We start from the raw sequence: 13,936 nt of genomic DNA, 5'->3' as shown, positions 1-13,936 counted from the left end.
CCCGTCCGCGTCCTTGTCCGGTGACATCGAGAGGAGGACGGGTGGATCCAGGATTTGAGGCGGACCTCAGGGAGTTCGTCATCGATCGATCGGGGGCGCTGTTCCGCACCGCCTACCTGCTGACCGGCGACCGGCACGCCGCTGAGGACCTGGTGCAGTCGGCGCTGGCGAAAACGGCGGCGAAATGGCGGGGTCTGCGGGACACCGCGGCCATTGAGGGTTATGTCCGCCGCGTCATGTACCACGAGCAGGTGAGCCGGTGGCGGCGCCGTTCCCGCATCGCGGAGGTGCCCACCGGATGGCTGCCCGAACGGATCGGCGACGGGCACGCCGAGGCGGCGGATCTCCGCCTGGTGATGCGCGAGGCCCTCGCCCGGCTGACCCCCCGGCAGCGGACCATCCTCGTGCTGCGCTACTTCGAGGACCTGTCCGAGACCGAGATCGCACGACTGCTCGGCGTCAGGGTGGGGTCGGTGCGCAGCCAGATCCACCGGTCGCTGGAACGTCTGAGGGCGGCCGCGCCCGAACTGAGCACGGTGAGGGAGTTCGGATGAACATCGAGGATCTGCTGCGCGAGACCCTTTCCGACATGGCCCACGAGGAGCAGCCGCCCCCACCGGACCGGTTCGTCCAGGTCAGGCGGGGGCGCCCCCGCGGGCGCGGACTCGCCCTGGTCGCGGCGGCGGCCGTGACCGCGATGGCGGTGGGGTCCACGCTCGTGTCCCAGGGCCTGTCCTCATCCCGGGACGCCGCCGGGCAGGGTCCGGGCACGGCGTCTGTGGAGACCGGGCGGGGACGGATCACCCTGACCGTGCGGGAGGGGCTACGGCTCTCACAGGTCCTGGAGCGGCTGTCGGCCGCCACCGGAAGACCGCAGGCAGAGTTCGGGCGGGCCGCCAAGGACGGCGGGGCGCTCGGCCTGCCGCCCTACGCCAGGGGCGCGCTGGAGGGATTCGCCTTCCCCGGAACCTACGAGGTCCCATCCACGTCGAGCCCCGGCGAGATCCTCGCCGCGATGGTGACGCGCTTCAACCGCGTGGCCGGGGACGGCGATCTGGTGGCCGGCGCCAGGCGCGCCGGCCGTACGCCACTGGAGATCCTGATCATCGCCAGCATCGTCCAGGCCGAGTCGGCCGACAAACGCGACATGCCGAAGATCGCGCGGGTCGTCCACAACCGGCTGGACCACACGCCCGGACTGAGACTGCAACTGGACAGCACCGTCCTGTACGGCCTGGGCAAGTACGGCGCCAAGGCCTCGCAGGAGGATCTCAGGAGCCGCTCGCCGTACAACACCTACGCGCGCCGGGGCCTGCCGCCCGGGCCCATCTGCAACCCGGGCGCCGACGCCATCGCGGCCGCCCTGAAGCCGGCCGCCGGGCCCTGGCTCTACTTCGTGACGACCGACCCGAAGAGGGGTGTCACGAAGTTCGCCGCCTCCGAAGCCGAGTTCCTCGAACTGACCAAGGAGTACCGCAGGAACCTCGGGAAGGCCGGGTGAGTCACGAGCCGGGGAGCGCTCTCCCGGACGGCCCCGGGACGGGGCTCTCTCCCGCGGAAGGACACGGTATGGAACCGATGATGTCGTTCGTGTAATGAGGAGAGCGCTCCAAACGAAGAAGGGGGTATGTTCAAAACCCCCCAGAAGCGACGAACGGGCACGGCGGTTTCCGCCGGGTTGCTGATCTTCACCCTCGCGGGTTGCGCGAGCGCTCCGACCACCACCATGAACGCCACCCAGATGGTCGAGGCGCTGGCCAAACAGGGACTGCCCGTGTCCCTCACGGTGACCTACACCGCCTCCAACGACCCGAACAAGTTGCTCGGGAAGCCGAACGGTTACACCTCCAAGGCCTCCTTCACCGACCAGCGGGTCGACGCCACCAAGGTCCCCGGAGCCAAGCAGGGTGACGTGGGCCTCGGCGGCAGCGTCGAGGTCTTCGCCACGGCCGGAGACGCGGAGGTGCGCGCCAACCTCCTGAAGGAGAGCGCGCAGAAGGTCCCGACACTCGCCGAGTACAGCTACGTGAAGGGCCCGGTCGTGGTGCGGGTCTCGAAGGAGCTGATGCCGATGGACGCCCAGGAGTACGAAGGGGCACTCGGCAAGCTCGTCAAGTAGTCCGGCGGGCCCGCGAGGCGCGTCCGGTGAGGTCCCGACCCCCCACCTGGGTCCTCACCGGACGGCCGGGCCCGACGCCTCGGCCGGCCGCCGCCCGGAGCCCGGCCTCAGAGCTTGCGGAAGGTCCTGGACTCCTCCGCCGAGGCCAGTACGGCCCGCAGGGACGCCCCCGTGCTCGCTGAGACGACCGCCGCGACGGCGCCCTCGACGAACGGCACGTCGGCGACCACGATCCCGGGGGCCTCGAAGAGGCGGGCCGTCAGGACCGAGCCGCCGAGGTCGGGGATCAGGATCACCCCGTCCCCCTGGTCGACCCGGGAGATCGCCGCGGCCACCAGGTCGGCGCTGTTGCCCAGGCCGCCGTCGGACGCGCCCCCCGCGGGAGCCAGGGGTACGGCGACGCCGCAGATCTGGGCGGCCAGCGCCGCGACCTCCGAGGCGAGCGGCCCGCTGTGGGAGATGAGGACGATGCCGACCATCGGCGCCCTACCCCTGCCCGGGATCGTTCACGGCCGAGAGCAGGGCGGCGAACACGAGCGCGCAGGAGGCGGCGCCGGGGTCCTCGTGACCCGCGCTGCGAGGGCCGAGATAGCTGGCCCTGCCCTTACGGGCCACCATCGGGATCGTGGCCTCCGCTCCCGCGAGGGCGGCCGAGGCCGCCGCCTCGAACGCCTCCCGCTCTCCGGCGACGGCTCGGGCGGCGGCGGGTGACGCGGTGGCCGACTCAAGCGCCCTGACGGCCGGGGCGAGCGCGTCCACCATGGTCTTGTCGCCCTCCGCCGCCGACCCCAGCCGCGTGACGCCGTCGAGGCCGGCCCTGAGCGCGCGGGCCAGTTCGGCGGGGGACACCTCGGGAGAGTCGCCGAGAGAGCCGAGGTGCCTGCCCGCCTCCCGGAACGCCGTGCCGTACAGGGGGCCGGAGGCGCCGCCGACCCTGCGGATCAGCGTGCCGCCCACCAGACGGAGCAGGGCGCCGGGGCTGACCGGTGGCTCCTCGGCCAGCGCCTGTACGGCGGCGCCGAAGCCCCGGTCGAGATTGACGCCGTGGTCGGCGTCGCCGATCGCGGCGTCCAGTTCGGTGAGCCGTTCCCGGTTCGCGCGCACCGTCTCGGCGATCCCGGTGATCCACCGGGTGAGGAGGGCGGTGTCCATCAGCGGCCCCAGCGCAGGGCGGGGGTCTGGACCGGGGCGTCCCACAGGCGGGCGAGGTCCTCGCTCAGCAGACAGGCCGTGACGGAGAAGCCCCGCATGTCGAGGCTGGTGACGTAGTCGCCGACCAGGCTGCGCGCCACCCGCGCGCCCCTGCCGGACAACCGCTCGGCGATCTCGGCGAAGACGATGTGGAGTTCGATGAGCGGCGTGCCGCCCAGGCCGTTCACCATGACCAGGACGTCGCCGGAGAGCGGCATGTCCTCATTGACGGCGTCGAGCGCGACGGCGGCCAGTTCCCGGGCGTCGCGCATGGCGGCGCGTGACCGTCCGGGCTCGCCGTGGATGCCGACACCCAGCTCGATCTCGGTCTCGCCCAGTTCGAAGGTCGGCCTGCCCGAGACGGGAGTCGTGCAGGCCTCCAGCGCGATGCCGAAGGAGCGGCTCCTGGCGTTGACCTCCCGGGCCACCCGCGCGACCTCGGCCAGCGGCGCGCCGCCCTCCGCGGCGGCTCCGGCGATCTTCTCCACGAAGACGGTCGCGCCGGTGCCCCTGCGGCCCGCGGTGTCCGGGGAGTCGCGCACGGCCACGTCGTCGTCGACGAGCACACGGGCGATCTCGACGCCCTCCTCGGCGCACAGGTCGGCGGCCAGTTCGAAGTTCAGGACGTCGCCGGTGTAGTTCTTCACGACGTGGAGCACGCCCGCGCCGCCGTTCGCGGCGGCGGTCGCGGTGACCATCTGGTCGGGCACCGGGGAGGTGAAGATCTCGCCGGGACAGGCCGCGTCGAGCATGCCGTACCCGACGAAGCCCGCGTGCAGCGGCTCGTGGCCGGAGCCGCCGCCGGAGACCAGCCCGACCTTGCCCGGGGTGGGACCGCAGGCACGGGAGACGATCCGGCCGCCGGGGTCGACCCTCAGGTCGGGGTGGGCGGCCGTCAGCCCGCGCAGCGCGTCCGTGACGACCGTTTCGGCGCTGTTGATGAGCTTCTTCACATTCCTTAGCTCTTCCCGCTCCCGTGTCGTGGCAAGCACGGCGGGGCGGAACTCTCGGCGGGGCGGGGGTACCGGGGGAGGGGGAGGACTGAGGTACGGTTCAGCCATGGCTGAGATCGTGTACCCCCCGGTCATCGCGCTGGCGAAGACCCTGTTCCGCGCGCTGGACCTCAAGATCCATGTCGAGGGCGCGGAGCGGATTCCGCGGACCGGCGGCGCGGTGCTCGCCAGCAACCACATCAGCTATCTGGACTTCATCTTCGCGGGCCTGGCGGCCCTGCCCGCCGAGCGTCTGGTCCGCTTCATGGCGAAGAAGGATGTCTTCGACCACCGGATCTCGGGTCCGCTGATGCGCGGCATGCACCACATCCCGGTGGACAGGGCCGCGGGTGCCGCCGCGTTCGGCGCGTCGCTGAAGGCGCTCAAGTCGGGTGAGGTCGTCGGGGTGTTCGCCGAGGCCACGATCAGCCGGTCCTTCACGGTCAAGGAGATCAAGAACGGCGCGGTCAGGATGGCCGTCGGCGCGAAGGTGCCGCTGATCCCGATGGCCCTGTGGGGCACCCAGCGGCTGTGGACCAAGGGGCGGCCCAGGAGGCTGCTGCAGCGGCACGTGCCGATCACGGTCCTGGTCGGCGAACCGCTGGAGCCCAAGCGCGGTGACGACTACGACGCGGTCACCGCCGAGTTGCGCAGGAGGATGGCCGAGCTGCTCGACCGGGCGCAGCGGACCTATCCGGAGATCCCGCCGGGCGCGTGGTGGCAGCCCAGCCACCTCGGTGGCGGCGCCCCGACTCCGGAGGAGGCCGCCAAGCTGGACGCCGCGGAGGCGCAGGCGAGACAGGGCGACGACCTGTCCTGAGGCCCGCCCCGCGAGCCCGGAAGGTCCGCAAGCCGGTGTCAGGTGGGCCACAAGCGGTGTGGTCCACGCTGATCCCATGAATGACGTGTTCGACAACCTCGCCGAAGCCTTCCAGCCCGCCCCGTCGCCGGGGCCGGGGCGTACTCCCGGGCCGGTGGGGATGGCCGTGCTGATGATCCTCTGGGCGGCGCTCGGCCTGGCGCCCTTCGTCTTCGCGGTCGAGGATCTCAAGCTCGCCACGGGGAGGACCGGCTCCCCGGGAACCCTGACGGTCGTCTCGTGCGCGCCTCTGGGGCAGGGACGTTACGACTGCCGGGGCAGCTTCGTCCTGGACCGCACCGGTGAGACGGTGCAGGTCGCCGCCTCGCCCGACTCGACGGTCGGCGACGTCAGGCGCGCCCGGCTCACCCCGGAGGGCGACCGCGCGGTCCCGGCCGGCACCTCGGGTGTGCTGGCCGCCCTCACCCTGCCCTTCCTCGGTGTCGGGGTGCTGGGCTTCCTGCCGTACGCGCTGCTGTACGTCCTGCGGGTACGGCGTGGCCGGCGCCCGGCCGTGGCCGTCGGATGCCTGCTCACGGCCGTCTCTCTGGCCGGTCTCGTCGTCGGCGTGGTCGCTGCCTATTCGTGATGCTTAGAGGTATTACGAGGGGCGTGATCCGTATGGCATTGGTCATGGTTTTTGGACCGTTCCTGGTTTCTCATTAAGAACCGGCCGAATAGTCGTAAATTTTGCGAATTGAGAGAGGGGGTGGCGCCTGGAAGGAAGTTTCTGTTCGGGATGGCAAGGAGGGGGCGATTGGTATTTTTGGGCGAGATGTCCAGCAGGTAAATCCGGTCAAATGTGATATTTCGCTATATGCCTCATGAGTCGCGTGTGTCACCTGATCGCGCACTATAACGATGCACTAACGACGGATATCCCCGCTATGGAAAACTTCCTGAAGTTCATGAGAATCAAGGGGTATCTCCCTGCTGTCTCGCGAACGGGGAATCGGGGGCCGTCGGCTGACGACGGCGAGGCATCGCGAACGTTCAGGAAATCTGACCCTGCTGTCCGGTGTATTGCTCGACTCCGAGAATGGATGCCCGATGAGCCGTTTGACCGCCCTGCGTAGCAGGTTCGTGGACGCTCCTGACTCCCTGGGTGCCAAGGCCCGCGCGCGCCGCTGGCAGTGGCTGGCGCGGGTCTTCCCCGACGTGGGCGACATGACGGTCATCGACCTGGGCGGTACGGCCAGCGCCTGGCTCCGCTCGCCGGTCAAGCCCGCACGTGTGCACATCGTCAACCTCTCCACCCCGCCCGCCGAGCTGCCCCCGTGGGTGACCGTGGAGAACGGCGACGCCTGTGATCTGCGCGCCGCCACCCACGGCCGCTACGACCTGGTCTTCTCGAACGCGGTCATCGAGCACGTCGGCGGCCACGCCAGGCGGGAGAGCTTCGCCGAGGCCGTCTACGACCTGGCCGACCGGCACTGGGTGCAGACGCCCTACCGCTACTTCCCCGTCGAGCCGCACTACGTCTTCCCCGGGTTGCAGTTCATGCCGATGGCGGTGCGGGCGGCGACCGTGCGGCGCTGGCCCCTGGTGCACACCCGCCCGGCGGACCGGGCGAGCGCGGTGCGCTCGGTGGCCGAGATCGAACTGCTCAGCAAGACCGAGATGCGGCACTACTTCCCGGACTCGGAGCTCCACTACGAGTGGATGGCCGGTCTGGTGAAGGCCCTGATCGCGATCAAGCGTTGAGTTCGCGGATGGACCGTGCCAGGACGACGGACCTCCTGTGGAGACGGGGCCGTGCAGGGGTGATATGGACCTCGCCGTTTTGTCCGGGTACGGTCGGCGCGTGACGTTTTCGATCGTGGCAAGGGCCGGTGACGCCTACGGGGTCGCCGTGGCGAGCAAGTTCCTGGCGGCCGGGGCGATCGTGCCCGCCGCGGAGGCGGGCGCCGGAGCGCTGGCGACCCAGGCGTGGGCCAACGTCGCCTTCCGGCCGCAGGGACTGGCGCTGCTGCGTACCGGGACGCGGGCCGAGGACGCGGTGGCCGGGCTGATCGCCTCCGACCCCGGGCGGGACCAGCGTCAGCTCGGCGTGGTCGGAGCCGACGGCGCGGGCGCCACCTTCACCGGGCAGGAGTGCCCCGCCTGGGCGGGCGGGGTCAGCGGTGACGGCTACGCCATCCAGGGCAACATCCTCACCGGCCCCGAGGTGGTCCGGGAGATGGAGGCGGCCTGGCTGGCCGCCGCGGAACTGCCCCTCGCCGAACGGCTGGTGGCCGCGCTGGCCGCGGGCGACGCCGCCGGCGGCGACAGCAGGGGCAGGCAGAGCGCGGCGGTCTACGTGGTCGAGGCGGGCGCGGGCTACGCGGGCTCGGGCGACGTCGCCTGCGACCTGCGCGTCGACGACCACCCCGACCCGGTGACCGAACTGCGCAGGCTGCTGGACGTCCACGAGCTGCTGTTCGGCAGGCCCGACCCGGAGAGCCTGCTGGAGATCCGGGGAGAGCTGGCCGAGGAGATCGAGGCCCGCCTGAAGGAGCTGGGACACGACACACTCGACCAGTGGGCCGGGGTCGAGAACCTGGAGGGCAGGCTGGTCGAGGGCAGGATCGACCCGATCGTCCTGGCCCGCCTCAGGGGAGACGCCTGAGGCGGCCGGGCCCCTGCGAGGACGGGGTCACCAGGGCGTCCCCACGCCGGGACACCCTGGTGACGACGCCGTACGGGATCAGCGGGCCACCACGGTGGCCGCGGTGGTGAGCCGCTCGTTCAGACGCCGGGTGGTCAGGACCATCGCGCACCGCTCGGCGGCGTAGGTCAGGGCCATCGCGTGGTGCTCGGCGGAGAAGTCGGCGACGGCGTCGGCGACGAAGAAGACCTGCGTGTCACTCATGAACGCGTCGCAGGCGGTCATCAGGCAGCCGATGTGGGCGTAGATCCCGGTGACGACCAGCTGGTCCCTGCCGGTCTCCGTCATCAGCTCGCGCAGGCGGGTGCGGTGGAAGGCGCTGTAGCGCCACTTCACGAGGTGGACGTCGCCGGGACCCGGGGCCAGGGCCGGGATGATCTCCTGGGCGCCGGGCTCGGGGCCGATCCCCGCCCCCCAGAAGTCCTGCAGCAGGCCGCGCTGCGTGCGGGTCTGCCCGCCGGGCTGGGCCGAGTAGACGACGGGGACACCGAGCCGCCCGGCGGTCTCGCGGAGCGCGGAGACGTTCGCCACCAGGTCGGACATCGGCGACGCCCCCTGGGTGAACGCGCTGACGAAGTAGTTCTGCATGTCGTGCACAAGCAGCAGCGCACGCCGTGGGTCCGGCGTCCACTCCACCCGGTTCTCGGGCAGCCCCTCCTCTCCCGGCATGGGATAGGGGGCGATGGCGGGAATGGCCACGTCGTTCCTTTCTTCGGTCGTCAACGGGTTCTGAGCCTGACCTTGCTGACCTTGCCGACGGCGGTCGTCGGCAGCGTCTCGGTGAACTCGATCCGATCGGGGATCTTGTAGTCGGCGAGACCCCGCTCCCGCAGGAAGGCCTTCAGCTCGGGCACGCCGACGGGGGATCGGGTCACGACGTGGGCGCAGGACCGTTCGCCGAGATAGGCGTCGGGGATCGCCACGACCGACACGTCGTGCACGGCCGGGTGGGCGAGCAGGTGGTTCTCGACCTCCTCGGCCGCGATCTTCTCGCCGCCCCGGTTGATCTGGTCCTTCGCCCGTCCCTCGACGACGAGGTGGCCGGTCGGCGTCCGCCGTACGATGTCGCCGGTCCGGTAGAAGCCGTCGGGGGTGAAGGCGGTCGCGTTGTGCTCCTCGGCGCGGTAGTAGCCGCGGATCGTGTACGGCCCGCGGGTGAGCAGGTGACCGGTCTCCCCGGGGGCGACCGGGGAGCCGGAGTCGTCAACGATCAGGATCTCGTCGTCGGGTGAGATCGGCCTGCCCTGCGTGGTGACGACGATCTCCTCGGGGTCGTCGAAGCGGGTGTAGTTGACCAGTCCCTCGGCCATCCCGAAGACCTGCTGCAGGGCGCAGCCGAGGGCGGGGCTCACCCTGCGCGCCGCCTCCTCGCTCAGCTTCGCCCCGCCGACCTGCAGCACGCGCAGGCTCGACAGGTCGTGCTCGGCGCGTCGGGCGGCCTCGACCCACAGCAGCGCCAGCGGCGGCACCAGCCCGGTGATCGTCACACCCTCCGCCTCGATCAGCGGGAAGCAGGTGTCCGGCCCAGGGTGGGGGGCCAGCACCGCGCGCCCCCCGGCGTACAGGGTGCCGAAGACGCCGGGGGAGCTCATCGGGAAGTTGTGCCCGGCGGGCAGCGCGCACAGGTAGACGCTCGCCTCGTCGAGCCCGCAGATCTCGGCGCTGGCGCGGAAGCTGTAGATGTAGTCGTCGTGGGTGCGGGGAATGAGCTTGGGCAGCCCGGTGCTGCCGCCGGACAGCTGCAGGAAGGCCACGTCGGAGGGGACCGGGCCGGGGATGTCCGTGGGGCCCGCGCCGTCCGCGCGCAGGGAGTCCAGGGCGACGTGCCCACCGGGGTCACCGTCCACGATCACGTGCGGCACCTTCAGCCCCTCGGCGAGCCGCCGGTGGTCGAAGCCGTCGTGGACGTCGGGGATGACGTACGCCGCGGCCTCGGTGAACTCGCAGAAGTAGGAGATCTCCGAGGACCGGTGGGCCGGGAGCGCGAACACCGGCAGCGCCCCGATCCGGAACAGCGCGAAGCAGACCTCGTAGAAGGAGATCCGGTTGGGGAGCTGGACGACGACCCGGTCACCGGGGCCGATCCCGAGCCCGAGCATGCCGGTCGCCAGCCCGTCGGCGCGTTCGTCCAGCTCGCGGTAGGTCACCCGCTCGCCGCCGCCGACCAGGGCGACGCGGTCGCCGTGCGCCGCGGCCCGTTCGCGGAGCAGACCGCCGAATGTCTCGCCGCGCCAGTATCCGGCGGCGCGGTACCGCTCGGCGAACTCCGGCGGGTACGGCACAACGCTCATCGTGGTTCCCGTCAATCGTGGGTTGAGGCCTGCGCGCCGAGACCGAGGGCGTGCAGGAGGGTGCGGAACTTCGCGGAGGTCTCGTCGAGTTCGGCCTCGGGGACCGAGCCCGCGACGATGCCGCCGCCCGCGAACAGGCGGACCCCGGTCCGCGACACCTCGGCGCAGCGGATGGTGACGGCCCACTCGCCGTCGCCCGAGGCGTCGCACCAGCCGACCATGCCGGTGTAGAAGCCGCGGTCGAACGGCTCGATGTCGGCGATGGCGGCGCGGGCCGCCCCGGTGGGCGTGCCGCAGACGGCCGGGGTCGGATGCAGCGCGACGGCCAGGTCGAGTGAGGTCGTCGCCGGGTCGTTCAGGCGGCCGGTGACCCTGGTCGACAGGTGCCACATGGTGGCCGTGCAGACGAGTGAGGGCTCGGCGGGCACGCTGAGCGCGCGGCAGTGCGGGGCGAGCGCGTCGGCGACCGCCTCGACGACGACGGCGTGCTCCCGCTGGTCCTTGGCGGAGCAGAGCAGGGCCGCCGCGCGGCGGCGGTCCTCCTGCGGGTCGGCGCTGCGCGGCGCCGACCCCGCCAGGGGGTTGGCCACCACGGCCGGTCCGGTACGGGAGACCAGCAGCTCGGGACTCGCGCCGACCAGGGTCCTGTCACCGGGCAGCGGCACCGCGAAGATGTGGCCGTGCGGGTCGCGGCCCGCCAGGCGGCGCACCATCGTCACGACGTCCACCGGTTCGGGGCGGGTCAGCTCCAGGGACCGGGCCAGGACGATCTTGTCCAGGGCGCCCCGTTCCAGCAGGTCCAGGGCGCGCCGTACCCCCTTGCGGTGGTCGGCCGGGCTGGGGACCGCGACGATCCGCCACGGCTGCCCCGGTTCGGCCTCCGGCGGGTCGCAGGGGACGAAGGGGTCGGCCCACCGGGCCCGCTCCGGCGCGACGAGGTGCGCCGCACCCGGCTCGTCGAACGGGATGGCGCCCATGACGAGACCCGCCCGCTCCCGCACGCGGCCCGCCAGCTCGCGCAGCGTCGCCGCGGGGGGCACCACGTCGGCGCACCCCTGGCCCAGCAGCGTGTGCTGGGGGGAGGAGAAGAGGGAGGAGAGCCCGGGACGGTACCCGTGCAGCAGCTCGGAGGCGGTGACCGCCTCGTATGCGATGCTCAAAACTAGCCTTTCCTACAGAAGTCAGGCTCGCAGCGTGGCGCCGCCGTCCACGTACAGGTCCTGCATGGTGATGTGCCGCGCACGGTCGGAGGCGAGGAAGGTCACGGCGTCCGCGATGTCGGCGGGGTCGGCGACCCGGCCGAGCGGGATGCCGACCCTGAAGGTCGCGGGATCGCCCTCAAGCACGGAGCGCCGGTCGAGCCCGGCCTGCATCACGGTCTCCGTCGAACCGGGGGAGACCACGTTGCAGCGGATGCCGTGCTCGGCGAGTTCGAGCCCGAGGCAGCGGGTGAACATGGCGGAGGCGGCCTTGGAGGCGGCGTAGGCCGCCATCCCCATCCGGGGCACGCCGCCCGCGTTCGACGCCACGGTGATGATGGTCCCGGAACGGCGAGGAACCATCCTGCGCGCGACGGCCCTTGAGACGTGGAAGACGCCCGAGGCGTTCACCGCGAACACCCGGTTCCAGTCGTCCTCGCCGAAGTCCGTCACCGCGCCGGTGCGCAGGATGCCCGCCACGTTGACCAGGACACCGATCGGGCCGAGGAGGTCCTCGACCTCCGCGACGACCGTCTCCATCCGTGCGGGGTCGGTGACGTCGGCGACCAGCCGGGTCACCTTCTCGTCCCGGTCCTCCCAGGGTTCGGGAAGGAGGTCGACCCCGGCGACGGCGGCCCCCGCGCGGGCGAGCGCGGTCGTCACGGCCGCTCCGATACCTCGTGCGGCACCCGTCACGAGTGCTACGGCACCCGAGAGGCCGGGCTCGTTCATCGCTCTGCCCTCACTGGTCAACTTAGGTAAGCCTAAACTTAGGTAAGCCTAACTTTACCTTCCACGTCTCAACAAGATCTGTCAAGAGATCGGCTGATGTGATCTGGTTCACACTGGATTGCCCCTTGACGTCCGTCTTGACGGGATAGATCTTAGGTAAGACTTACCTAAGTGCTTTAGGTGGATTTTGGGCCCTTCCATTACGCATGCCCTTTTTCTGAGGGGGGCTCAGCCATGCCCAGACACGAGGAGCGGAATGTCGGAACCCCCCGCGGAGAGATCACGGTCTCGGCGGCCACTCGACCTGGTCGGCGTCGGATTCGGTCCGGCCAACCTCGCCCTGGCCGTGGCGTTGAGAGAGCACGGCACGACGGGAACGGCTCTGGAGGCGGCGTTCTTCGAGCGCCGTGAGCGATTCGGCTGGCACCCGGGAATGCTCATCGAAGGGGCGACGCTGCAGGTCTCCTTCCTCAAGGACCTCGCGACCCTCCGCAACCCCGCCAGCGAGTACGGCTTCCTGTTCTACCTGCACGCCAAGGGCAGGCTCGCCGACTTCGTCAACCACAAGACGCTGTTCCCGACCCGCGTCGAGTTCAACGACTACCTGGAGTGGGTCGCCGCGCTGTTCGCCCACCAGGTCACCTACGGCACCACGGTGCGCGGCGCCCGGCCCGTGTGGGACGCCCACGGCGACGCCGGGCGGATCGAGGTCCTCGGCGACGACGGCCAGGTCCTCGGCCGCACCCGCAACCTGGTGCTCGCCCCCGGCCTGCGGCCCCGGCTGCCCAAGGGCGTTCGCCTGTCCGAGCGCGTCTGGCACAACGCCGACCTGCTGACCCGGCTGGCCGGGCTGCCTCCGCTCACCCGGCGGCGCTTCGCCGTCGTCGGCGCGGGACAGAGCGCCGCGGAGGTCACCGACCACCTGCACCGGACCTACCCGGAGGCCGAGGTCTGCTCGATCTTCACCCGGTACGGCTACAGCCCCGCGGACGACAGCCCGTTCGCCAACCGGATCTTCGACGCCGAGGCCGTGGACGAGTTCCACGCCGCCCCCGAGGACGTCCGGCGATCCCTGCTGGACTACCACGCCAACACCAACTACTCGGTCGTCGACCTCGAACTCATCGAGGAGCTCTACCGGCGCGCCTACCAGGAGAAGGTCGTCGGCCGGGAACGGCTGCGCATCCTCAACGTCTCCCGCGTCGCGGGCCTGGACGAGGTCACCGACGGCGTGCGCGTGCACGTCGACCACCTGGCGACCGGCACGAGCACCGTCCTCGACTGCGACGCCGTGGTCTTCGCCACCGGCTACCGCCCCGTCGACCCGGCCGAACTGCTCGGTGACCTGGCCGGGCACTGCCGCCTCGACGACGAGGGACGGCTGCTGGTCGGCGCCGACTACCGCGTGCTCACCGACCCGTCCGTCAAGGCCGGGATCTACCTGCAGGGCGGCACCGAGTACGCCCACGGCCTGTCGTCCTCCCTGCTGTCCAACGTGGCCGTCAGGGCGGGGGACATCGTCCGCTCGATCGCGGGCGGCCCCCGCGCGAGCGGCCTGCCCGGCGTGGACTCCGCGTCCGTGGCCGCCCTCGGCTAGACAGCCCGCCCCCCGACCACCCGACGAGAAAGCAACGGTCACCCCATGTCGCTGAGCCACGAGCGCGTCCGGGAGGACGTCGCCGACGTCCTGTCCGAGCAGCCGGCCGAGATCTCCGACGACGAGAACCTCCTCGACCGCGGACTCGACTCGATCCGCGTGATGAGCCTCGTCGAACGCTGGCGCGCGGCGGGCGTCAGCACCACCTTCATCGAACTGGCCGAGCAGCCGACCGTCGCCGCCTGGTGGCGGCTCATCAGCGACCGCATGGAGGACGGCGGCCGGTGAGCCGGGCCGACGGCGCCTGAA

At 71.4% G+C, this 13,936-nt stretch carries 16 protein-coding genes; 9 read left to right on the top strand and 7 right to left on the bottom strand.

Annotated elements, in window-relative coordinates; translation table 11 throughout:
* Positions 1-41 precede the first annotated feature (41 nt).
* The 3 genes from ABZ470_RS33280 to ABZ470_RS33270 all read left to right on the top strand — a co-directional run bounded on the left by ABZ470_RS33280 (position 42) and on the right by ABZ470_RS33270 (position 2,119).
* Positions 42-554 (top strand): SigE family RNA polymerase sigma factor, encoded by a 513-nt coding sequence (locus tag ABZ470_RS33280; RefSeq protein WP_352009134.1) that lies wholly within the window; start codon positions 42-44, stop codon positions 552-554.
* Entirely contained in the window at positions 551-1,501 is a 951-nt protein-coding gene (mltG, locus tag ABZ470_RS33275; RefSeq protein WP_362916401.1) for an endolytic transglycosylase MltG, read from the top strand. The genes ABZ470_RS33280 and mltG overlap by 4 nt, the downstream gene beginning before the upstream one ends.
* Before the next feature lie 126 nt (positions 1,502-1,627).
* Positions 1,628-2,119 (top strand): hypothetical protein, encoded by a 492-nt coding sequence (locus tag ABZ470_RS33270; protein WP_362771644.1) that lies wholly within the window; start codon positions 1,628-1,630, stop codon positions 2,117-2,119.
* Between the two features lie 107 nt (positions 2,120-2,226).
* Here the strand turns inward: ABZ470_RS33270 and ABZ470_RS33265 are convergent, their stop codons facing one another.
* The 3 genes from ABZ470_RS33265 to dhaK are packed head-to-tail and all read right to left on the bottom strand — an operon-like array spanning position 2,227 to position 4,263.
* Positions 2,227-2,598, bottom strand: a complete 372-nt coding sequence (locus ABZ470_RS33265) for a phosphoenolpyruvate--protein phosphotransferase (protein WP_362916399.1) — start codon at positions 2,596-2,598, stop codon at positions 2,227-2,229.
* Positions 2,599-2,605: 7 nt separating this feature from the next.
* Positions 2,606-3,271 (bottom strand): dihydroxyacetone kinase subunit DhaL, encoded by a 666-nt coding sequence (dhaL, locus tag ABZ470_RS33260; protein ID WP_362916397.1) that lies wholly within the window; start codon positions 3,269-3,271, stop codon positions 2,606-2,608.
* Positions 3,271-4,263, bottom strand: coding sequence for a dihydroxyacetone kinase subunit DhaK (gene dhaK / locus ABZ470_RS33255; RefSeq protein ID WP_362916395.1), 993 nt, complete (start codon positions 4,261-4,263; stop codon positions 3,271-3,273). Before dhaK ends, dhaL begins: the two co-directional genes overlap by 1 nt.
* Positions 4,264-4,369: 106 nt before the next feature.
* Here dhaK and ABZ470_RS33250 point away from each other — a divergent pair, with 106 nt between their 5' ends.
* From ABZ470_RS33250 to ABZ470_RS33235, 4 genes are all read left to right on the top strand, one after another.
* Positions 4,370-5,122: a lysophospholipid acyltransferase family protein gene (locus ABZ470_RS33250; protein WP_362771649.1), complete on the top strand. Its 753-nt coding sequence runs from the start codon at positions 4,370-4,372 to the stop codon at positions 5,120-5,122.
* 76 nt (positions 5,123-5,198) lie between these two features.
* A complete protein-coding gene (locus ABZ470_RS33245; RefSeq protein WP_352009141.1) occupies positions 5,199-5,750 on the top strand; it encodes a hypothetical protein in 552 nt (183 codons plus the stop codon).
* Positions 5,751-6,211: 461 nt separating this feature from the next.
* The gene (locus ABZ470_RS33240) at positions 6,212-6,865 is read left to right on the top strand and encodes a class I SAM-dependent methyltransferase (protein WP_352009142.1); all 654 of its coding nucleotides are present in this window, start codon (positions 6,212-6,214) and stop codon (positions 6,863-6,865) included.
* Positions 6,866-6,965: 100 nt separating this feature from the next.
* Positions 6,966-7,769 (top strand): DUF1028 domain-containing protein, encoded by an 804-nt coding sequence (locus ABZ470_RS33235; RefSeq protein WP_352009143.1) that lies wholly within the window; start codon positions 6,966-6,968, stop codon positions 7,767-7,769.
* Between the two features lie 78 nt (positions 7,770-7,847).
* Here the strand turns inward: ABZ470_RS33235 and ABZ470_RS33230 are convergent, their stop codons facing one another.
* From ABZ470_RS33230 to ABZ470_RS33215, 4 genes are read right to left on the bottom strand one after another with little or no spacing between them, the layout of a single operon-like run.
* Complete coding sequence (locus ABZ470_RS33230) at positions 7,848-8,507, bottom strand: isochorismatase family protein (RefSeq protein WP_362916393.1); 660 nt, start codon at positions 8,505-8,507, stop codon at positions 7,848-7,850.
* Between the two features lie 20 nt (positions 8,508-8,527).
* On the bottom strand, positions 8,528-10,099 hold the full coding sequence (locus ABZ470_RS33225) for a (2,3-dihydroxybenzoyl)adenylate synthase (protein WP_362916391.1): 1,572 nt from the start codon (positions 10,097-10,099) through the stop codon (positions 8,528-8,530).
* 11 nt (positions 10,100-10,110) lie between these two features.
* On the bottom strand, positions 10,111-11,259 hold the full coding sequence (locus ABZ470_RS33220; protein WP_362771656.1) for an isochorismate synthase: 1,149 nt from the start codon (positions 11,257-11,259) through the stop codon (positions 10,111-10,113).
* A 21-nt stretch (positions 11,260-11,280) separates the two neighbouring features.
* Positions 11,281-12,030, bottom strand: coding sequence for a 2,3-dihydro-2,3-dihydroxybenzoate dehydrogenase (locus ABZ470_RS33215; RefSeq protein ID WP_362916389.1), 750 nt, complete (start codon positions 12,028-12,030; stop codon positions 11,281-11,283).
* A 256-nt stretch (positions 12,031-12,286) separates the two neighbouring features.
* Between ABZ470_RS33215 and ABZ470_RS33210 the strand changes: the two genes are divergently transcribed.
* Both ABZ470_RS33210 and ABZ470_RS33205 read left to right on the top strand, forming a co-directional pair.
* Positions 12,287-13,627, top strand: coding sequence for a lysine N(6)-hydroxylase/L-ornithine N(5)-oxygenase family protein (locus ABZ470_RS33210; RefSeq protein ID WP_362916387.1), 1,341 nt, complete (start codon positions 12,287-12,289; stop codon positions 13,625-13,627).
* 45 nt (positions 13,628-13,672) lie between these two features.
* On the top strand, positions 13,673-13,915 hold the full coding sequence (locus ABZ470_RS33205) for a phosphopantetheine-binding protein (protein ID WP_352009149.1): 243 nt from the start codon (positions 13,673-13,675) through the stop codon (positions 13,913-13,915).
* Positions 13,916-13,936 lie beyond the last annotated feature (21 nt).

The sequence above is a fragment of the Streptosporangium sp. NPDC020072 genome (genome assembly GCF_040631445.1).
In the GTDB taxonomy this organism is placed as follows: domain Bacteria; phylum Actinomycetota; class Actinomycetes; order Streptosporangiales; family Streptosporangiaceae; genus Streptosporangium.
Note: the sequence above shows the minus strand (reverse complement) of the source record. Positions and strands in the feature narration are given on the sequence as shown.

Bases quoted from the DNA above. Each gene is read 5' to 3' on its own strand.
- dhaL (WP_362916397.1), bottom strand. From the start codon at position 3,271: ATGGACACCGCCCTCCTCACCCGGTGGATCACCGGGATCGCCGAGACG.
- ABZ470_RS33215 (WP_362916389.1), bottom strand. From the start codon at position 12,030: ATGAACGAGCCCGGCCTCTCGGGTGCCGTAGCACTCGTGACGGGTGCC.
- ABZ470_RS33250 (WP_362771649.1), top strand. From the start codon at position 4,370: ATGGCTGAGATCGTGTACCCCCCGGTCATCGCGCTGGCGAAGACCCTG.
- ABZ470_RS33240 (WP_352009142.1), top strand. From the start codon at position 6,212: ATGAGCCGTTTGACCGCCCTGCGTAGCAGGTTCGTGGACGCTCCTGAC.
- ABZ470_RS33265 (WP_362916399.1), bottom strand. From the start codon at position 2,598: ATGGTCGGCATCGTCCTCATCTCCCACAGCGGGCCGCTCGCCTCGGAG.
- ABZ470_RS33205 (WP_352009149.1), top strand. From the start codon at position 13,673: ATGTCGCTGAGCCACGAGCGCGTCCGGGAGGACGTCGCCGACGTCCTG.
- mltG (WP_362916401.1), top strand. From the start codon at position 551: ATGAACATCGAGGATCTGCTGCGCGAGACCCTTTCCGACATGGCCCAC.
- ABZ470_RS33210 (WP_362916387.1), top strand. From the start codon at position 12,287: ATGTCGGAACCCCCCGCGGAGAGATCACGGTCTCGGCGGCCACTCGAC.
- ABZ470_RS33225 (WP_362916391.1), bottom strand. From the start codon at position 10,099: ATGAGCGTTGTGCCGTACCCGCCGGAGTTCGCCGAGCGGTACCGCGCC.
- ABZ470_RS33270 (WP_362771644.1), top strand. From the start codon at position 1,628: ATGTTCAAAACCCCCCAGAAGCGACGAACGGGCACGGCGGTTTCCGCC.
- ABZ470_RS33245 (WP_352009141.1), top strand. From the start codon at position 5,199: ATGAATGACGTGTTCGACAACCTCGCCGAAGCCTTCCAGCCCGCCCCG.